Consider the following 17,812-nt stretch of genomic DNA (forward strand, 5'->3'; position numbering starts at 1 on the left):
TCGGCAGGTAATCAATACCCTTTGAAATGGTATAATTTAGATAAACCTATAAAATCTTAAGGAGGGATTTCCCCATGATGGAGAAAAACGATACATCTCCTCAGCTTACTCCCGAACAGAAAAAAGCTATTCTGGCAATACTCGAAGACCGTTTCGATCAGCATATGCACCGCCATGAAGAGTTAGCATGGACTTCTGTGCTGGAAAAGCTTGAGGGAGACAACGAAAAACTGTGGTCATTGAACGAAATGGAGTCGACCGGCGGAGAACCGGACGTGATTGGCTTCGACCGTGAAGAGAATAAATATTTGTTCTGTGACTGCTCGGCAGAAAGCCCTAAGGGTCGCCGAAGCGTGTGCTATGACCGCGAAGCACTGGAGGCAAGAAAGAAATATAAGCCTGAAACAAGTGCTGTCGACATGGCTCAGGCTATGGGTGTCGAGCTTTTAACCGAAGAGCAGTATCTCACTCTTCAACAGCTGGAAAAAATCGATACGAAAACGTCAAGCTGGATTCAGACCCCTGAGGAAATAAGAAAACTGGGCGGCGCTTTGTTTGGTGACCAACGGTACGGCCGCGCGTTCATCTACCATAACGGAGCCGAATCATACTACGCCGCGAGAGGCTTCCGGGGCATACTGAAAGTATAAAACACTATTTCAATTCTTCGGCGCTTCCTTTGATCCGGGTGTTTACAATTTGATTATCCTGTACAAACGTTTCCGATTCAATCATGCTCGGCTTTCCCATAGCGACTCCCTGAATAATACGAAAGGTATTCCACCCTTCCTCTACTGGGGGTAAAACCTTATGTGCCGTTAAATAGGCGCCTAAGGCCGAGGCAGCTACCCCGGTGGCCGGATCTTCGGGGTAGCCGGCTCTTTGGGGAAACTGGCGTGCCTGCACGTATTTTTCGTGTTGTTGTGAAACAGCGAAAGGGTAAAAGCCGGTCGTGTTGAACTCGTCACATAAATCCCAGAGATAATTAAAATCAGGCTGAAGCATGTTCAACGTCTCTACGCTTTTTAAAGGGATAATTAATTTATAACGGGATGTGGAAACGGATTGAACCGGCCATTCTGCCAGTTCCTCTGGTTCAATATTCAGTGCCCGGCCTATTTCTTCTCTCGACGGAACGGTGTTCAGAAACCCGGGCGGGAACTGTTCAACACTTATCTCCAGCTTTGAATCATGCTTTTCCCATTTTACATTTACAGGCCCAAGCATGGTCTCCACAGTGACCGGGGAATGGCTAATGGCTCCTTTGTGGACTAAAACCGTGATGCTCCCTATGGTGGCATGAATGCACATTTCCATCTCATGGGAGGGAACAAAAAAACGAAGCTTTAGATCACAGTCCGGGCGGGTGGAGGATATAACAAAGGCTGACTCATGCGCAAACTCCTTTGTCATCTGCTGCATGGTTTTTGTGGAAAGATGATCCGCGTCTAAAACGACAGGGCACGGATTACCCCCGCCCTTTTCCATAGAAAACACGGTGGTTTGTACAACCTGATAGCTCACTTTTCTCCCTCATTTCGTTAGCTTTCAGGTTTATTATAGCACTCAGGAGGCATTTAACATCCGCTCCTTCTACACTTCTTTGTTAAACGCCTCCTGTATCTGCCCCGTCATCATAAATCTTGCAACCTCCCCGCCATTCGCCGCTGCTGCTATCAGCTGGCTGCCAAAATTATCCTTTGCTTCGCCGGCCACATACAGCCCTTTCACAGAGGTTTCTCCGAACTGACTGAGCACAAATCGGCTGTTTTCATCACGCTCCACGTCCAGACCGCTTAAAAATTCATAATTGATGTTCCAGTGCACGTACGTAAAAGCACCCTCCACCTCCACCGTTTCCCCGCCGGCCATTCGGATCGCCTGCAGCTGCCCGTTCTCTCCAGACATTTCCTCAATTTTCTCCAGATGATAAGGAATATTTTTATCTTCGAGTATCTTCTTATTTTCCTCCGTCAGGCTGGTATAGCCGTCGGTGAATACTTCGAGTTGGTTTGTCCAATTGGAGAGAAGCATAACCATGTGCATGACCAGCTCATCCGGATTGATGACGGCAAGCTTTTTGTCTCTCATTTCCCAACCGTCGCACCACGGGCAGTAAAAGACGCTTTGCCCGTAATAGTGTTCGATATTTTTAATCGCTGGCAGCTGTTCGATTAATCCCGAGGCGACCAACACCTGCTTTGATTGAAACTGCCCCGCTGGCGTTTGGACGATAAAGCCGTCATTATGCTGGTGTATTGCAGTCACTCTATCATTTAACATCGTATTGCCCTCGTACTTCAGCGCATCTTCCCTGGCCCGCTTCCGGAACGTCAGCGGAGTCACTCTATCCTGGGTTAAATAGGAGTGCGTTTCATGCGTTACGATGTTTCTCGGCTTATCCTCATCAATAATCAGCGCCCTTTTTAATCCTCTTCCAAAATAAAGCGCCGCACTTAATCCCGCCGGTCCTCCACCAATAATAACTACGTCATACATCATTTTAAAACTCCTTCCTATATATTAAAGATTTTTATTATCTATAATTGTAATAAAGCAAAAGGATCTGCTACACCGTCAAATCCTTCAGCCTTTTGTTTTTTAGCGTGCTGATTAAATTTTCCTGGGCTTCCATCATAGCCGCCTGAATTCTGCATTCCTCTCCGTGATCAAAGCTGTCTTCAAACAGCGTCTGCACGCCGTCGATCGCAACTACAATATCGTACACGCTCACGTTTTCCCAGTTCTGCTGCAGCCTGTATCCGCCCTTGGCACCGCTCGTCGAGCTAATGTAATTCGCCTTTACGATACGCGTTAATACTTTGGATAAGTACGTGGTAGAGACATTCAGTGCTAACGATAAATCCTGGACCGGGATTTTGGTTCTCTCCCCGTCACGATGAATCATATACACCAGCGCATGCAGGGCATAGTCGGTGGCTTTTGAAAATTTCATCCCGCTTTTCACTTCCAATTATAGATATTATAAATCTATTATATACTCATATAATGACATACACAAGCTTAAATACTTAAAAACCAAAATAAAAAGACTGATGATGGAGTCTGTTCTCCAGCACCAGTATTTACACTACCTAATTCTTAAAAAGGTTTAAGCTACTGTAACGTCCACTTCAATGTTTCCGCGTGTCGCTTTCGAATACGGGCAGTTCTCGTGGGCGCCTTCGGCAAGCTCTTTCGCCTGCTCCTCCGACACGCCTTCCACATGAACCGCAAGCTTCACGGCCAGGCCGAATCCACCTTCGTCATCCTTGCCGATGGAGACGTTGGCAGTAATTTCTGTATGGTCCGGCTTGATTTTTTTCTGACGGGCGACCATGTTCAGGGCGCTTTCAAAGCACGCCGCATAACCGGCGGCGAAAAGCTGCTCCGGGTTTGTTCCCTGTTCGCCGCTGCCTCCGAGCTCTTTCGGCGTACGAACGTCAAGGTTTAGGTTACCATCCTCTGAAGTGACACGGCCGTCGCGTCCTCCGACAGCGGTAGCGGTTGTAGTATAAAGTGGCTGCATGTTAATTCTCTCCTTTTTGAATATGTTCCGTAATTTGGTGCAGCTGACGAAGCAGCTGCTTTGCGCCTTCCTCATCAATCCCCAGGCGGCTGCCAAGACGCTCAGGCAGACACGCTGCATCGTGCTTTAACAGGCATCCCTGTTCGGTAAGATGAACCAGCACGATTCGTTCATCCTCCGTAGAACGCTTCCTTGTGACCAGACCCGCGCCCTCCATCCGTTTTACCATCGGGGTCAGCGTCCCAGAATCGAGATACAGCTTTTCGCCAATGGCTTTGACGGACTGATGGTCCTCCTCCCACAGCACAAGCATCATCAGGTACTGTGAGAAGGTGAGTCCGAGCGGATCCAGCTCTTCGCGATACATTTTCGATATTTCCTTGGAACAGGCATAAACAGCAAAGCATAGCTGGTGATCAAGCGATAATGGTGAATCATTCATGCGGATGGCCATCCTTTATTTTTAATTGTGCACAATCAAATAGTACACAATATTATATTAAAGCACAAATAATGTGCTCATATGATATTTCACTCAATCAGGCTCTTATCCCTTTAGTTTTTTGGGAAAAAGTTAAGAGTTAAGCATATACGTGAGCGATTATAAAGAACGTAATCGTAAAGGAGGAAAACATGAAATATGACATAATCGTCATCGGCGCCGGCCATAATGGCCTCACCGCTGCTATTCAGCTCGCCAAGCAGGATAAGAAAGTACTGGTGCTGGAGAAGGAATCCCGCCCCGGAGGAGCTGCTAAATCCGGTGAAGTAGCCGCTCCGGGCTTTATTCATGATTTATTTTCCATGAACATCAGCTTGTTTTTAAAGTCCCGGTTTTATTCGGAAAATCAGCGGGAGCTCGAGGCAAATGGCTTCTCCCCTGTTTACGGGCCCCACCCGTACGCAAGCGTTTTTCCCGACGGGCACGGGCTCGCCATTAACAAGGACCCGGACAAAACGCACCGCAATATCGCCAGCTATTCCGCCGCTGACGCAGAGACCTGGAAGGATTTTGATGCCTTATACGACCGCGTCTCCCCTTATTTATATAAACTCATGCACCGGGAGCTCCCCTCGCTCCGCGCCGGCCTTGTCATATTCAGGGCGCTGCTTGATTTAAAAATCAAATCCGCTCTGGAGGTCTCCAGCCAGCTCGCCAAGTCCCCGCGGCAATTCGTCGACTCCTGGTTTGAAAATGATAAAGTAAAATCACTGGTCGTTCCGTGGGGCTACCAATTGGACTACGCCCCGGATGTCAGCGGGGGTGCTGCCTTTCCATTAATGGAAGCCATAGGACACTACCGGGAGGGAATTCCATTTGCCCGCGGCGGGATCCAAACGATGATCCAGGCGATGGTAACGATGCTCGAAGCAAGAGGCGGCGAGCTGCAAACCAGCACCTGGGTAAATGAAGTATACGTCGAAGACGGCGAAGCCAAAGGAGTTATTCTGGACGACGGCACGTATATAGAAGCTGGGGACGTCATTGCCACCGCTACGCCAACCCAGATTGTTGATCATTTAGTCGATACGGCCCACCTGCCGGCTTCCTTCGTCACTAAGGCAAGCAATTACCAGTACGGGCCGAAAACGATGGTCATTCATCTGGCGCTGGAGGAGCCGCTCCAGTGGACAGCCGGGGAGGAAATCGGGCAATCTGCTTATGTTCACATAGCGCCTTATGTAAAAGACCTCGCCCGCACGCACACCCAGGCGCTGAATGAGACGCTTCCGGACAGCCCCCTGCTGATCGTTGGCCAGCCAAGCGCCGTCGATCCAAGCAGAGCGCCGGAAGGAAAAGCGGCGGTATGGATCATGGTTCGCTCTCTTCCCGCTCACCCTAAGTACGACGCACTAAATGCAATCGAGCCGGGCCTCTGGTCCTCGATCAAGGAACAATACGCCGACCGGATCATCGATAAACTGGAAGAATACGCTCCCGGGGTGAAGGATACGATAGCAGGCCGGCACGTCTTTTCCCCGGAGGATCTGCCCCAGGAGGATCCGAATCTTGTCGAAGGTGACCATATGGCCGGAAGCCACCAGCTGTTTCAGCATTTTCTATTCCGCCCCTTCGTCGGCCACTCCCGCTACCAAACACCGATTAACCATTTCTATATGATCGGGGCATCCACCTGGCCCGGCGGAGGGTTAAATGCAGGATCCGGGTACTTGTTAGCAGAAAAACTAAAAAGCAAGTCCTTCTTTAAATTTTCGCCTTTGTGATTGGAGCGCTGTCGCCTATATTTTCCATTTCTTAAATAGTTCATCTGAAAAACCTGCAAGAGTTTGTCCACTCTAAGGAGGAAATTTATATGAAAGCTATTGTAGCGACAAAATACGGTTCAGCAGAAGTTCTTCAGCTCAAGGAAGTAGAAAAGCCTATTCCTAAGAACGATGAAGTACTGATTAAAGTATACGCAACTACTGTAACAGCCGGGGACTGTGAGCTGCGCCAGTTCAAAATGCCAGCCTTGTTTTGGCTGCCCCTGAGAATTTATTTTGGCATAATCAAACCAAGAATTAATATATTGGGACAAGAGTTGTCCGGGGAAATTGAATCTGTTGGTAAAGAGGTGACTGAATTTAAAAGGGGTGACTTGGTTTTTGGTTCTACGCAGTTAAGGTTTGGTGCTTGCGCCGAGTATGTTTGTTTGCCGAGCAAATATGCAATAGTGATTAAGCCAGACAATATGAGCTTTGAAGAAGCTGCTGTCCTCCCCACTGGAGGCCTAAATGCTTTACATTTCATTAGAAAAGCGACTATTCAGCAAGGACAAAAGGTTCTTATCGTTGGAGCTGCTGGCAGTATAGGTACTTTAGCAGTACAGATGGCCAAATCAGCTGGAGCTGAAGTAACCTGTATTGACCGCACGGAGAAATTAGATATGCTTCGCTCCATTGGTGCAGACCATGTTATTGATTACACTCAAGAAGATTTCACTAAAAGCGGTAAGAATTACGATGTGATTATAGACGTGGTTGGGAAATGTCCGTATGCACGAACAATAAAGTCGCTGAACCAAAATGGACGTTATATTTTAGGTAATCCAAGTTTTCCGGGGGTAATCAGAGGACTGTGGACTTCAATGACATCAGACAAGAAAATTTTATTTGAGTTAGCAGGTTATAAAAAAGAAGACTTGTTTCATCTCAATGAACTTTTTCAAGCCGGAAAAATTAAACCGGTCATAGATAGACGCTATCCATTGAAACAAATCTCAGAGGCACATCGGTATGTTGATCAACAGCATAAAAAAGGTAACGTTGTGATTACAATATCGGAACAGCCTACAGAACAAAGCTATTGAATTCCCTTCGGCTGACCAGACAGCTTTTGAACGATACGATCATAAACATTTAAAATTTTCTTATAACAGCACATCGAACAAAAGGCTTGCTGGTTCCTTTCAGCAAGCCTTTTTAAACCTAATGGAAAAAAGTTGTTTGTATAAAAACTTGTTTTCAAAGCTGTGATTTTTCCATAAATTGTGACATTTTAACAGCAGTTACATTGACGTAATGCAACATCTCTATCCAATAAAGCATTCTAGAGAAAGGACGAAAGCCCATGTAGGCAGCTCATCTTTTTCCCATATAAAAACTAAATACTAGTGGGTGATATGATGAGCCGTAAGCGTTCGTTCTTTTTGTTGCTGAGTAATCAGTCTATCGCCAGTGCCGGCGATATTTTTTATCTTGTAAGTATCATCAGTGTTGTTTACGAGCGCACTTCTTCCGTGTTTCTCGTCTCTCTTATCCCTTTTACCAATACATTTTCCCGGTTCCTTGGCGGACTCTTTGCTCCCTGGATCTTGGAAAAAGGGAACCTGAGATCGATTTTAGCTTCAGCCTCAACAGGCAAAGGGCTGCTGTTGATGATTCTGCCCATACTTCTACTGACAGTCGTCGGGTCTTTATTCTTAATATGGGCGCTGACAGTTGTAGGCCTGATTGCCGTACTGGACAGCTGGACCACGCCAGCCCGGAATGCTTCTCTTCCCAGAATCGTCCCCCGGCATTCGCTAGTTCGGGCAAATAGCCTGATGGCCATGTCGGATCAATCGATTCAATTGGCCGGATGGCCTGTCGGCGCTCTGTTCATCGTACTGTTTCCACCAAGCGCGGTGCTTATGGGCACCTCCCTTACCTTTATGGTGCTTCCTTTCCTGCTTCTGGGTGTTCGTATTGAAGGCACCAACGCTTCTTTTCAAACCCCGGCGGCTCCATCGATGGCAGCAACCCTTCAAGCAGGGTGGAAGTATGTTTGGAAGCATCGTCCGCTGCGCACCATGTTTATTGTCGATAGCATCACTTCTTTAACAGGGGCTATCTGGATCGCCGCGTTATTGTATGTGTATGTTGCCGAGGTGCTACAGGAAAATGAATCGTGGTGGGGATACATCAATGCTTCGTTTTTCGCCGGACTGATAATTGGTGGCATGCTCTGCTTCCGGTTTGAAAAAGCTCTTCAGGAAAACGCCCGGTATTTTTTAATTGGCGCCTCCTTTTGTGTTGCGGTATTCACCTTTTGGTTCGCGTTTCCAGCTTTCAGCGTTTTCGCTCTGCTCATTTCCCTTTTGATCGGTATTCCCACGCAGGTTCAAGAGGTTACGCAGATTACTCTGATTCAAGCCCATACGGAGGAAAAACAGCTGGCAAAGGTATTTTCCGCCAGGGACGTAATTTTAGCCAGCTTTTTTGGTTTTTCTTCGCTGCTGGTTGGCGGCCTTGCAGAAATAATGGGAGTGCGCAGCGTTTTTATCATCGCTTCGCTCCTTTTGACTATCAGCGGGCTGATATATGTACGGCACCGAAATGTATTGTCGACGTCTGCCGAAGATGAAGAACTCTCTACTTAAAATAAACAGCGGCGCTTTCTGTGTTCAGAGGGCGTTGCTGTTTGTATTGAAGCAAATAAATTTTTCATATTGTATATTAGAAAGGAGAATCTTAATGAATGCAGTTGACGTGATTGTTTATGCGGTTTGCTTTCTATTAATCATAAGCGCCGGCATTATTATGTTCAGAGAGTACAGAAAATCAAAAATGAGAAGCAGACAGCCAAAGTTCACTATATCAATATGCTTTTTACTAGCAGCTTCTTTACTTCAACTGATTTATGGAATTACCACTACTTTCTAAGAGTACAATCTCGAACGTGCACTAAGTGAATTCAAATATTATTAAAAATTAATGACAGAATAATTTAAAAGCGTGCCAAAAGGTCCAGGTTTATTTTCAAACACCCCAAAAATAATTTAAGACCTTTTGATGCGTAATGGTACTTTTTCAGGTTGGTATATAGAATGACTAAAAAGGTCTACCTTTTTAAACGCTAAATATTTCCGTATTTGCTCAAACGAAAATAGGATGGGAAGCTCATCGACAAATTGTACATTTAGTTGTACAATGAAAAGAAAGGAGATGATAACGATGACCGTCATGAATTACTCCAATGCGCGAAAGAACTTTAAAGGGTTGATTGATAAAGTTAACGACGATAACGAAGCCGTCACCATCACGACCAAAGAACGAAACGCTGTGCTTATCTCAGAAGACGAATACAATCAATACCTTGAAACTATCTATCTCTTGAACAACCCGAGCAACGCCAAGCATCTATCAGAATCCATCAATCAATTAAACCAGGAAGAAACCACGACCGTCGATATCGATGAGTAAGTTGAATGTCTTATTTACCCATCATGCGTTTCAGGACTACCAGTACTGGCAGACCAAAGATAAAAAAACGCTCAAACGCATTAATCAATTGATTAAAAGCATTGAACGAGACGGGGCGTTAGACGGCATTGGGAAGCCAGAGAAATTAAAAGGAAATTTAGCCGGCTTTTACAGTCGTCGTATTGATATCGAGCATCGACTGGTGTATACCGTGGATGAAACACAAATCAGTATAGTTGCTTGCAGATACCATTATTAGATTAAGCACGTAGAAAAACTTTCTTATAATTAGTAAAAGAGAAAGGCTTGCTGGTGCCTTCCAGGAAGCTTTTTGCATGTCAAGGGATTCTATCAAAAAGCGTACTTTTTGATACGATAAATTATGGAGATAAGAATCACTTCTTCAATGAAACTCCTCCAACTATAAAATTGATTTTATTAAAATCATTATAGTAAATGAAATTTTTAAAATAAATTGGACGTTTCCGCTGTACCGGTGGGACCGTCAATAATTTTGTGTAAACGGCTCCTGTCCTTTTCCAGCCATAAAGTTACCCCTGCTGTTGAAACATGTCTTCCAATTGGTGTTGGGCCTGGGCGAATCCCAGGTGGCAGCGGGTGGAAAATTTTTGATTGTACGCGTCGAACCGGCTGACCAAAAACCGTTCGATGGACGCTTCATTCGGAAACTGTTCTTTGCGTTTAACGTATTTTTTCAGCTGCTTGTTGTTCTTTTCTTCCGGCTCGGGGTCCCTGCCGGAAGGCACCTCCTTCATTTGGGTATCGCCGCGTTCCTATAGGAGGCAGAGGAACCAGATATTTTAGGATTCGGACGCGCCTCCATACATCAGATGGTAATCATCGCTAGTCCGAAAAAGCTAGTGATAAGCCAGAAAGCCCCTTGGGTTTTTCTGGCTTTTTTTAGGATTTTAACCAGTAGAAATGGAGTGATCGTATGGAAAAAGAGCGGGCTGGGACTACGAACGCTGTCGGAAAAATAAGCAAACTGCTTCAACAGCATTTTTGTAAAGGCCCCCATGCTATCGAAGTGATTCTCTCGCCTCCTTATCTCGTTATTTATTTGCACGGCTTTTTAGCCCCCATGGAACAATCCCTGCTGGACCAGGGCCAACAGGCCTCTGTCGAAAAATGTCGAACAACTACCTTCCACTATCTGCAGCCGTCGTTAGAGGAAATCATCCAGACAGAATTGGATTTCTACTCGACGCAGAGGAAATCATCCAGACAGAATTGGATTTCTACTCGACGCACATGTATTTGGACTGGGATTTTACCCATTCCTCCTGCATGCTGTTGCTGGTCGAAGAAGGCTCCTGTTCGCTTGGTTCTCCTCTGTTAACTTTCTCCGACGAACAACGGTCGGCAACTTTTTCTCTTTCCCCATCCGAAACACCCGGCCTACACGAATGGCAGGCCTGGGGATGGATCAACGGTCATGTGCTGCTTGCCCGGCAAAAAAATATCGTGACTCCCTTAGAGCAAGCCATGGTCTCCGAGCACGACCCGCGTTTGATGGAAAGGTACCGGGCTGAGGCGAGGCGACAATCCATTCAACAGGCAGGGGAAAGTCAACCCTTCCAACAGGGTCTCCAGGAGGTGTTTGCCACCGGCAGCCTGGAGGCTGAATACTGTTACACATTGCTTTATTTCGACGCTTCCCATGAATGAAAATGCTTTAAACCACCGTAGCTTCTATCAGGACTCCTGTTGGGCCCTGTGCCGTACCACCAACCCACAACGAAAAGGGGATCTGGATGCCTTATTTCGTCTGTATTAAACATTTTTCGAGCCATGAAATTATAGTAGGTCTCTCCCAGGACCTGCAACAATAAGGCTGCGCGTCGTTTGACGACGCCTTTGTCACCATCGACGACTTATTTACGTACGTGCAATGGTTTCGCGAACAAGAATGGATCATCACCTGTGCGTCCGACCTTCCGGAACTCTCCCAACGCTGGAAAGCCAAGTGGAAAGTGGCCGCTCCCGTCCCGTTATCGGCATCACCAACCCGCCAAGAAAACCAAGCATGATGGCGCCTCTCATCGCCGGTCTCTAATGATCTCTTTTTCATTGGTGGTCTTCCCGTTTTGAAAAGACACCTTCCTCCTTTCTCTGGACGCGTCGTGGGCGTACGTATATCACTCTGGATCCATCGATAAGAATTCCATGGAACAAGTATGTGTAGCCCCCACCCTTTACCGGGTATAGAAAATGAGCATGAACCAACTACTCATCAGGGAGGCATCGTACTATGGGACAAGTGAGAAACTTTGATTCTGAGGTCCAGGAACTGATTGAGGGGCTCAACGTAGACTTAGCCAACGAATATGCATCGGCGATTATGTACACGAACTATGCAGCCGTTGTCTCCGGGATTCATACCCCGATGTTGAGATCCTTTTTTGAAGCGGAGATTGGGGATGAGCAAGGACACGCCCAGTACCTGGCAACCAAGATTCGAACGCTTGGCGGGACACCAGTGACAGCGCCTGCCGATATTCCTCAAACCTTTGACGTTCGAGCCATGTTGGAGAGCGCTCGGGATGCTGAAGCTGCAACGATTGAACGGTACGTGGAACGTCGACAACAGGCCGAAGCCTTAGGCATGATCGAACTTCAAAATAAACTGGATGACCTGATTGATGATGAAACGGGCCACAAAGAACAAATCGAACGAATGCTAGAAGATCTTCATTTATCCTAACCGCCGTGTCAGGAAAAATGATCATCGGTGGAAAGATATGGACGAGCAAACATTCTCTGAACGGGATGAGGTTAGGCAGAAGGAAACGGCCTATTAAGAACCATTACACTGATATGGGAAAAAGCAAAAACCTCGGCCAAGTACTAGATATTTGAGACGAACGATGATACCATGAACTTGTTTCCATATGTATCCTCTATAATGATTAGGGGAAAAGAGAACTCCAAGCAGACGCCTGCTTGGAGTTCTTTTCATCAAAAAAGAAACGATTGTTCCCCAGGGATCAAACCGCAGGCATTCCCCCAACTACACAGAGGAAAAAAAGGACCCAAGAATAATAATCCCCACAATCTTCTGCCACATGCTATAGCGATAGCGCCGTCTACTTCTCTTAAGAACAAGCAATAAAATCAATGTTGATTTTTCCGCTTCTTTCTTCAATAGCTAAAATCCTTCTTTACGTCTTTGTCCATGTTGCCCGGGGACTGAATAACACCGTCCATTGTTATAAACATATGCACAATCAGTTTTCCCATGTTTTATTTCTTTCTCTATACGAGAGTGAGAAAGGGTTTATTTTCTTTTCTGTTCTACAAAAAATACGGAGAATGACTTTGATTTATTAATGTTCCGTAATTTCTTAAGGGAATATAAAGATATCTTATCTAAAGGGGATATCTATTTTTATTGATCACTAAAGTATCTGACGTTTTCCCATCAAAAAACTAATTAGTCTTGTTTTCTATACATACCTATACCCGCCTATACCCGCAATGTTCTATCTCCCATAATGATCTCTTTTTCATTGGCGGTCTTCCCGTTTTGAAAAGACACCTTCCTCCTTTCTCTGGACACATCGTGGGCGTACGTATACCACTCCTTGACTCACCCGCTTGATTTCCTCAAACGTCACTCTTCCGGAAACAAAAAGATTATAAAAGGCCCTTAAATCTCCTGGCACCGATGGTTCCCACTCGTCTGGATTCGTTTCGAATAATTGAAGCAACTGTTGCTCGCGCTTTGTATTCCTCATCTTCAATCCTCTTTCTGCTCATGTTCTTGGTATATGGACGTCCCAATTCTTATTTTACAGATAGGCGGATGTAGTTACAGGAAGTCGGCCATTGTTTTATGTTTGTTCCTGGTAATTGCATCCAGTGCTTGATTTACATTTCAATCAGCTAGTAGATCTTTGTATCTTCGTCTCCCCGTGTTCAACCAGTTTTCCTACTTCCATGGGAGGCTCGCTACATACTGCTCTAACCGCTCCATTTTGTTCGTCAAAACCGTAGAAATAGCTTCTCGCAAAAACCAAAATGTTTGATTTTCCGCTTCGGTGGCGCGATACGGCGCTTCTTCGATCGTTAATATGGTGGCCGAGCTTTCCTCTTGAAATGTCACTTTATGCCATACCTCTAAGGGAAACGAAGACATCCATGGCAGCACAAGCGCCTCTCCTTCGGGAGAAGAAAAGCTCTTCGTATAAGTAATCGATTCAGGTTCTTTCACTTCATGGTAGGTCAAGGTTTCCCAAACATCATACCCTTCTGGTGCCACCTGCTGAAACAGGACGTTTCCTTGAGGAGCAAGCACCGATTCACATACGTACATGTACGCTTGTTCATCAGGCCACCAGTGGACAAAATGCTGATGACTGGTCCACACATCAAACAATACGTTCGCCGGGCATGAAAATGTGTGAGAAAAAGTCAATGTACAGGAGATTGGTTCGGGCTTTGTCATTTCGGTATGCCTCCTTGGTTTCTTTTAAGGGAGTATAAAACGAGCACCAATGCCTACTCAAGCGTATTGGCACTCGTTTATCATTAATGCTCAACTACCGTGCGATGGTCTTTGTCGAGTAATTACGGATTTTTAGGGAGCTTGTCTTCTGTTTGTTGTGGTGGATAATCAACGGTACTCCCCGGCGCAGCGCTGGAAGAAGCCTCCTGGCGCTGTTTTCGGGCTTCCTGAATCGCTTTTCGCTTCTGGAGAAAGTAATAGATCGTCGATACCGCACTGTACGCTCCACGTACCTGCTCGTTACTTAATTTGCTTTTCCCTTCCGGATCCTGACGCTCGCGCATGGTCTCTGTCGCGTGGACCAAGGAAGAGGTTAATTGCCGAGACGATTCGCCGATGTCACCGATAATGTAAAATAACGGGCTCAACGCATGAATTTTTTCATTCACATCCGCCAGCGTCTCGTTGCTGTTGTTCAGCACGACCGATGTTTCTTTCATCACCCCGTCCAACTGTTCCGGCAGCTCTTGGACCGTTTCATTAACCCCACCGAGTACCTTGGCCAGATTATTCAATGCTTTCACTAAAAAGATGGCAACGACCGCAAAGGCCAGGCCCATGATCAAAACGCCAATACCAACCAAATCCATTACTGATTCCCCCTTGATTTCGATGTTTGTTGTTTAGCTTTACCCCGACGAAACATTTCCATCGCAGCATCTCCCCACTGGATCCAGCGAATCGCTTGGGGATTCGGCTGCTTATAGGCTCGAGCAGCGTCTTCCGACATCCCCTCCAACGAACTATTGATATTATTAACCGTCGTACTAACATTCCGCAACGAGTCCGCCAATTCGCTAAACGATTCCGACTGCTCATTCAGATGCTGCGTGATTTCATTCGTTTCCTTTAACACGTTTTCGGATTCCGTGGTAATCCCCTGAATTTGCTGCTGAAATTGGTCAGCCGTGGTGGATAAGCTCTTCATGGTGCTTGTCACCGCTTTTAATGTAATCACGACAAAAATGGCAATAAGCAAAAACGCCACGGCAATGATCAATAAACCAAGACCTGCTAATGACATATTCGTATTCCTCCTTAGCATGTTCTATACATACGTTAAAAGACCTATGCTTATTAATAAAAGAATGGTAAGTAACACAAATACAAACCATAATAAGCACTTCGCTTCAAATGTCCATGCATATTCACGAGCTTTGAGCGCTAAAATCCCAAGTGTAAGCGGAAGGATACTTAGAACAAATATCCAGGAGACAATCAAAGGATCTCTCCTTTCCATTACGAAGCTACGCCGTGTTAGGTAGCTTCTCCTTCTCGATGGTTTTGTTGATGGATTCGCTTTGTTTTTCTCCGATGAATGATCACGTTCATTTCAGCTCCGATCATGAGTACAAGGCCAGTCAAAAAGAACCAAAGCAGTAAGATGATGACCCCTCCCAAACTGCCGTACGTGGCCGAATAACTACCAAAATTGCTGACGTAAAACGAAAAACCTAGCGAGACAACTTGCCATAGTAGAGCTGCCGTTAAAGCTCCCACTAAAATTTCTTTCCATTTTAATGTTTTGTTTGGCGCAAATCGGTACAACAGCAGCAACATCACCGTCATGACCGTAATACCAATCACCCAACGAAGCACTTGAAAAAGCAATTCAGTTTGAGGTGGCAAACTTAAAAGCGATGTGAGAAATGAAATGAGAACATTCCCAAACATGGGGAGAACAATAGCAATAATGAGCGTCACTACCATGCTGAACGTTAAAGCAATGGCTAACAACCGTACTTTAATAAATGAACGAGTTTCTTCCACATCGTAAGCTTCGTTAGACGACTTGATAAACGCATTTATACCATTGGAAGCAGACCATAAAGCTCCAAGCAGACTTACCACAAATAGAATACCTTGAGGTTCTTGTACTAACGTCGTAATATTGTCTTCAAACAAAGCAGCAGTATCTGGGGGCACGGATCGCGTGATAAAATTCATCACCATGTTGGGATCCAAATTTAAAAACGGAAGGATGGTTAACGCAAAAATCAATAAGGGAAACACTGATAATATATAATAGTATGCCTGAGCCGCCGCTAACAATGGAACTTTGTCTTCTTGAAACTCGTTAATCAAATCCTTCATGTACGTTATTATTTTTTTCAATGCTTTCCACCTTTCTCCTGGCCGAATAGTAATGCCATGGAAAGTAATTTTGATTCTAATCACCATAGTTTAGAAAAACATAAATACCAATGACCGCCAGAATCATACCAGCTATCAGTAGTATGATGACCATCCCCACAATATAAAGACCCCTCCTGTTCTTTCCTTGGCTTTTATTATCCCTTTAAACACCACAAGGGGTATAAAAGAGTATAATTTTTTGACCTTTTTCACATGTGAAAAGGCCGACTGAAAAATCTCCAATATGAATAGATTGCTACTGCTTGTCTTACATAGAAAGCTGGACTTTTTAAAGAAAGGGAGGCACATTGAAAATTTGTTTCTTCTAATCATCCAGATAGCGAAGAAGGCGTGATCGAAGTGATTTACTGGTAAAATATTCCCTGCCCCGTCCCCCATTGCTTTTGTCGATATTGAGTGGGCGAGCATTGAAACCGTTGACGAAAAGCCGTTGCAAAATATTGCTGCCGCTTAAATTGAAAATCGGCTGAAATTTTTTCTATAGGAAGATCCGTGTGGATTAAAAGCTTCGCTGCACATTCCACGCGTCGTTGCCTGATATAAGATGGAATCGTTCTATTTAAATTCTGATTAACCATGGCGCTCAAGTATTTATACGGTACTTCTAAATCTTCAGCGATTTGCTTTGCCCTTAAGGAACATGTTATATGTTCATCAACGTATGTCATAAAAACTACAACAATTTGCGGATATATGCTGGATAACAAATGCCGATCTTCTTTCATGCCTTCCCACCCATTTGTGTGTTCTCGTTTTCACTATTCTTTATGAGACGCGTTTTTTGAACGCTTTTAATTATTACTGTAGTATTCCTATAGAATATTGTTTTTTCAGAGGGCCTTGTTGTTTAATGCTTTTGGTAAGGGAGAATTTTAATGGAATGAGTTGGATATTGCATTTTGCATCCCTCGTAATATTGTTTCGCTTTCTCAAACGAAGCAAAAATGGGAACTGTTTCTATTCCATTTTTTGAAACGTAAAATGCCTCTTTTTGTTCCTTGATTTGTACTTCTTCTCCCGTAGAATTTAAAATCACCACCATATATGAACCAGAATGCTGGCGCGCCATGACAGTCCTCCTTTCCTTTAAACCCCCGCTGTTGCTTTTAAAATCATTTCAGCTACATATTACAACTTTCCATAATTAACAATGATTAGTTGTACTATAAAGCCCATGCTGCATTAAATATCTTCAAGGACAAGTAATAGGTTTATTATTTGTGGTAGTCTTTGAAAAACCTTACAAAAGAAAAAGCCAACTCTTGGAGCCGGCTTTTGCGCTTTTCATCCTTTGCTAGAATGAAGCGTACGCATGCAATAGCTCAGACAGTATGCTTAATTTTTAAATCGGTCTTTCAAATCGTTGGCTTTTTCCTTACCTTGCTCTTTATACTCTTCTTTGTTTTCTTCCCAGTGCTCTTTTCCTTTCTCTTTGGCTTTCTCTACATGTTCATTGGATTTATTTTTTTCGCTCATTCTTTCACCTCCTTTCCGGGGTATTTATTTTATGTTTACCAAATACATATTTCTTTTTAAACCTGTTTTTTCCACTTTCATGACATTGGTGGGACCGTCAATAATTTTGTGTAAACGGCTGTCCTCTTCCAGCCTTGAAGTTAACCCTGCCGTTGAAACATCTCTTCCAATTGATGTTGGGCCTGGGCGAAGCCCAGGTGGCAGCGGGTGGAAAACTTTTGATTGTACGCGTCGAACCGGCTGACCAAAAACCGTTCGATGGATGCTTCATTCGGAAACTGTTCTTTGCGTTTAACGTATTTTTTCAGCTGCTTGTTGAACGATTCGATGAGATTGGTGGAATACAGGCTCCGCCAGATGGCGGACGGGAAATCATAAAAGGTAAGTAACGTGGGGTGCTCGTCGAGCACCCGGCGGATCGATGGATACCGGGAGGA

General features: G+C 44.9%; 22 protein-coding genes and 2 pseudogenes. 9 read left to right on the top strand and 15 right to left on the bottom strand.

What is annotated here, in order from left to right; genetic code table 11:
- The first annotated feature begins 74 nt into the window (after positions 1 to 74).
- Positions 75 to 650, top strand: a complete 576-nt coding sequence (locus G548_RS0101280) for a DUF4256 domain-containing protein (protein ID WP_022792340.1) — start codon at positions 75 to 77, stop codon at positions 648 to 650.
- A gap of 4 nt (positions 651 to 654) precedes the next feature.
- Here G548_RS0101280 and G548_RS16990 read toward each other — a convergent pair whose 3' ends face one another.
- From G548_RS16990 to G548_RS0101305, 5 genes are all read right to left on the bottom strand, one after another.
- A complete protein-coding gene (locus tag G548_RS16990) occupies positions 655 to 1,524 on the bottom strand; it encodes a PhzF family phenazine biosynthesis protein (RefSeq protein WP_022792341.1) in 870 nt (289 codons plus the stop codon).
- A gap of 69 nt (positions 1,525 to 1,593) precedes the next feature.
- Positions 1,594 to 2,502 (bottom strand): NAD(P)/FAD-dependent oxidoreductase, encoded by a 909-nt coding sequence (locus tag G548_RS0101290; RefSeq protein WP_022792342.1) that lies wholly within the window; start codon positions 2,500 to 2,502, stop codon positions 1,594 to 1,596.
- Between the two features lie 67 nt (positions 2,503 to 2,569).
- On the bottom strand, positions 2,570 to 2,956 hold the full coding sequence (locus G548_RS0101295) for an RrF2 family transcriptional regulator (RefSeq protein WP_022792343.1): 387 nt from the start codon (positions 2,954 to 2,956) through the stop codon (positions 2,570 to 2,572).
- Positions 2,957 to 3,112: 156 nt separating this feature from the next.
- On the bottom strand, positions 3,113 to 3,529 hold the full coding sequence (locus tag G548_RS0101300; protein ID WP_022792344.1) for an organic hydroperoxide resistance protein: 417 nt from the start codon (positions 3,527 to 3,529) through the stop codon (positions 3,113 to 3,115).
- A gap of 1 nt (position 3,530) precedes the next feature.
- Entirely contained in the window at positions 3,531 to 3,971 is a 441-nt protein-coding gene (locus tag G548_RS0101305) for a MarR family winged helix-turn-helix transcriptional regulator (RefSeq protein ID WP_022792345.1), read from the bottom strand.
- A 191-nt stretch (positions 3,972 to 4,162) separates the two neighbouring features.
- Here G548_RS0101305 and G548_RS0101310 point away from each other — a divergent pair, with 191 nt between their 5' ends.
- From G548_RS0101310 to G548_RS0101340, 5 genes are all read left to right on the top strand, one after another.
- Positions 4,163 to 5,755 carry a phytoene desaturase family protein gene (locus G548_RS0101310; protein ID WP_022792346.1) on the top strand — a complete coding sequence of 531 codons (1,593 nt, stop codon included), beginning with the start codon at positions 4,163 to 4,165 and terminating at the stop codon, positions 5,753 to 5,755.
- An 89-nt stretch (positions 5,756 to 5,844) separates the two neighbouring features.
- A complete protein-coding gene (locus G548_RS0101315; protein WP_022792347.1) occupies positions 5,845 to 6,840 on the top strand; it encodes an NAD(P)-dependent alcohol dehydrogenase in 996 nt (331 codons plus the stop codon).
- A gap of 315 nt (positions 6,841 to 7,155) precedes the next feature.
- The gene (locus G548_RS0101320; RefSeq protein ID WP_022792348.1) at positions 7,156 to 8,391 is read left to right on the top strand and encodes an MFS transporter; all 1,236 of its coding nucleotides are present in this window, start codon (positions 7,156 to 7,158) and stop codon (positions 8,389 to 8,391) included.
- 574 nt (positions 8,392 to 8,965) lie between these two features.
- On the top strand, positions 8,966 to 9,214 hold the full coding sequence (locus G548_RS0101335; RefSeq protein ID WP_027847125.1) for a type II toxin-antitoxin system Phd/YefM family antitoxin: 249 nt from the start codon (positions 8,966 to 8,968) through the stop codon (positions 9,212 to 9,214).
- Entirely contained in the window at positions 9,207 to 9,473 is a 267-nt protein-coding gene (locus G548_RS0101340; RefSeq protein ID WP_022792351.1) for a Txe/YoeB family addiction module toxin, read from the top strand. Before G548_RS0101335 ends, G548_RS0101340 begins: the two co-directional genes overlap by 8 nt.
- 292 nt (positions 9,474 to 9,765) lie before the next feature.
- Here G548_RS0101340 and G548_RS16995 read toward each other — a convergent pair.
- Positions 9,766 to 9,951 (bottom strand): annotated as a pseudogene (locus G548_RS16995) (IS256 family transposase); the annotation flags it as partial.
- Positions 9,952 to 10,169: 218 nt separating this feature from the next.
- On the opposite strand from G548_RS16995, the pseudogene G548_RS19700 reads away from it, so the two are divergent.
- From G548_RS19700 to G548_RS0101360, 3 genes and pseudogenes are all read left to right on the top strand, one after another.
- A pseudogene (locus G548_RS19700) lies at positions 10,170 to 10,361 on the top strand (Na-translocating system protein MpsC family protein); the annotation flags it as partial.
- Between the two features lie 2 nt (positions 10,362 to 10,363).
- Positions 10,364 to 10,903 carry a hypothetical protein gene (locus G548_RS19125; protein ID WP_022792354.1) on the top strand — a complete coding sequence of 180 codons (540 nt, stop codon included), beginning with the start codon at positions 10,364 to 10,366 and terminating at the stop codon, positions 10,901 to 10,903.
- Between the two features lie 583 nt (positions 10,904 to 11,486).
- Positions 11,487 to 11,939, top strand: coding sequence for a ferritin-like domain-containing protein (locus G548_RS0101360; protein ID WP_022792355.1), 453 nt, complete (start codon positions 11,487 to 11,489; stop codon positions 11,937 to 11,939).
- 802 nt (positions 11,940 to 12,741) lie between these two features.
- Here the strand turns inward: G548_RS0101360 and G548_RS0101370 are convergent.
- From G548_RS0101370 to G548_RS0101420, 9 genes are all read right to left on the bottom strand, one after another.
- A complete protein-coding gene (locus G548_RS0101370; RefSeq protein ID WP_022792357.1) occupies positions 12,742 to 12,972 on the bottom strand; it encodes a hypothetical protein in 231 nt (76 codons plus the stop codon).
- Positions 12,973 to 13,166: 194 nt separating this feature from the next.
- Complete coding sequence (locus G548_RS0101375) at positions 13,167 to 13,682, bottom strand: SRPBCC family protein (RefSeq protein ID WP_022792358.1); 516 nt, start codon at positions 13,680 to 13,682, stop codon at positions 13,167 to 13,169.
- Between the two features lie 122 nt (positions 13,683 to 13,804).
- Positions 13,805 to 14,332, bottom strand: a complete 528-nt coding sequence (locus tag G548_RS17000) for a DUF948 domain-containing protein (protein WP_022792359.1) — start codon at positions 14,330 to 14,332, stop codon at positions 13,805 to 13,807.
- Positions 14,332 to 14,766 (bottom strand): DUF948 domain-containing protein, encoded by a 435-nt coding sequence (locus tag G548_RS0101385; protein ID WP_022792360.1) that lies wholly within the window; start codon positions 14,764 to 14,766, stop codon positions 14,332 to 14,334. The genes G548_RS17000 and G548_RS0101385 overlap by 1 nt, the downstream gene beginning before the upstream one ends.
- Before the next feature lie 233 nt (positions 14,767 to 14,999).
- Positions 15,000 to 15,857 (bottom strand): YihY/virulence factor BrkB family protein, encoded by an 858-nt coding sequence (locus G548_RS0101395; protein ID WP_022792362.1) that lies wholly within the window; start codon positions 15,855 to 15,857, stop codon positions 15,000 to 15,002.
- 386 nt (positions 15,858 to 16,243) lie between these two features.
- On the bottom strand, positions 16,244 to 16,624 hold the full coding sequence (locus tag G548_RS18665) for a helix-turn-helix transcriptional regulator (RefSeq protein ID WP_022792363.1): 381 nt from the start codon (positions 16,622 to 16,624) through the stop codon (positions 16,244 to 16,246).
- 122 nt (positions 16,625 to 16,746) lie between these two features.
- Positions 16,747 to 16,968, bottom strand: a complete 222-nt coding sequence (locus G548_RS0101410) for a hypothetical protein (RefSeq protein WP_022792364.1) — start codon at positions 16,966 to 16,968, stop codon at positions 16,747 to 16,749.
- A 266-nt stretch (positions 16,969 to 17,234) separates the two neighbouring features.
- Positions 17,235 to 17,375, bottom strand: coding sequence for a hypothetical protein (locus G548_RS19435; protein ID WP_022792365.1), 141 nt, complete (start codon positions 17,373 to 17,375; stop codon positions 17,235 to 17,237).
- Between the two features lie 140 nt (positions 17,376 to 17,515).
- On the bottom strand, positions 17,516 to 17,812 hold a 297-nt coding region (locus tag G548_RS0101420; protein ID WP_022792366.1), incomplete at its 5' end, for a transposase.

The organism is Marinococcus halotolerans DSM 16375 (assembly GCF_000420725.1).
Taxonomy (GTDB): Bacteria; Bacillota; Bacilli; order Bacillales; family Marinococcaceae; genus Marinococcus; species Marinococcus halotolerans.

What these genes read in the sequence shown, in the direction of transcription:
- G548_RS0101280 (WP_022792340.1), top strand. Translation starts at nt 75, where the DNA reads ATGATGGAGAAAAACGATACATCTCCTCAGCTTACTCCCGAACAGAAA.
- G548_RS0101290 (WP_022792342.1), bottom strand. Translation starts at nt 2,502, where the DNA reads ATGATGTATGACGTAGTTATTATTGGTGGAGGACCGGCGGGATTAAGT.
- G548_RS0101295 (WP_022792343.1), bottom strand. Translation starts at nt 2,956, where the DNA reads ATGAAATTTTCAAAAGCCACCGACTATGCCCTGCATGCGCTGGTGTAT.
- G548_RS0101300 (WP_022792344.1), bottom strand. Translation starts at nt 3,529, where the DNA reads ATGCAGCCACTTTATACTACAACCGCTACCGCTGTCGGAGGACGCGAC.
- G548_RS0101305 (WP_022792345.1), bottom strand. Translation starts at nt 3,971, where the DNA reads ATGAATGATTCACCATTATCGCTTGATCACCAGCTATGCTTTGCTGTT.
- G548_RS0101310 (WP_022792346.1), top strand. Translation starts at nt 4,163, where the DNA reads ATGAAATATGACATAATCGTCATCGGCGCCGGCCATAATGGCCTCACC.
- G548_RS0101315 (WP_022792347.1), top strand. Translation starts at nt 5,845, where the DNA reads ATGAAAGCTATTGTAGCGACAAAATACGGTTCAGCAGAAGTTCTTCAG.
- G548_RS0101320 (WP_022792348.1), top strand. Translation starts at nt 7,156, where the DNA reads ATGAGCCGTAAGCGTTCGTTCTTTTTGTTGCTGAGTAATCAGTCTATC.
- G548_RS0101335 (WP_027847125.1), top strand. Translation starts at nt 8,966, where the DNA reads ATGACCGTCATGAATTACTCCAATGCGCGAAAGAACTTTAAAGGGTTG.
- G548_RS0101340 (WP_022792351.1), top strand. Translation starts at nt 9,207, where the DNA reads ATGAGTAAGTTGAATGTCTTATTTACCCATCATGCGTTTCAGGACTAC.
- G548_RS19125 (WP_022792354.1), top strand. Translation starts at nt 10,364, where the DNA reads ATGTCGAACAACTACCTTCCACTATCTGCAGCCGTCGTTAGAGGAAAT.
- G548_RS0101360 (WP_022792355.1), top strand. Translation starts at nt 11,487, where the DNA reads ATGGGACAAGTGAGAAACTTTGATTCTGAGGTCCAGGAACTGATTGAG.
- G548_RS0101370 (WP_022792357.1), bottom strand. Translation starts at nt 12,972, where the DNA reads ATGAGGAATACAAAGCGCGAGCAACAGTTGCTTCAATTATTCGAAACG.
- G548_RS0101375 (WP_022792358.1), bottom strand. Translation starts at nt 13,682, where the DNA reads ATGACAAAGCCCGAACCAATCTCCTGTACATTGACTTTTTCTCACACA.
- G548_RS17000 (WP_022792359.1), bottom strand. Translation starts at nt 14,332, where the DNA reads ATGGATTTGGTTGGTATTGGCGTTTTGATCATGGGCCTGGCCTTTGCG.
- G548_RS0101385 (WP_022792360.1), bottom strand. Translation starts at nt 14,766, where the DNA reads ATGTCATTAGCAGGTCTTGGTTTATTGATCATTGCCGTGGCGTTTTTG.
- G548_RS18665 (WP_022792363.1), bottom strand. Translation starts at nt 16,624, where the DNA reads ATGAAAGAAGATCGGCATTTGTTATCCAGCATATATCCGCAAATTGTT.
- G548_RS0101410 (WP_022792364.1), bottom strand. Translation starts at nt 16,968, where the DNA reads ATGGCGCGCCAGCATTCTGGTTCATATATGGTGGTGATTTTAAATTCT.
- G548_RS19435 (WP_022792365.1), bottom strand. Translation starts at nt 17,375, where the DNA reads ATGAGCGAAAAAAATAAATCCAATGAACATGTAGAGAAAGCCAAAGAG.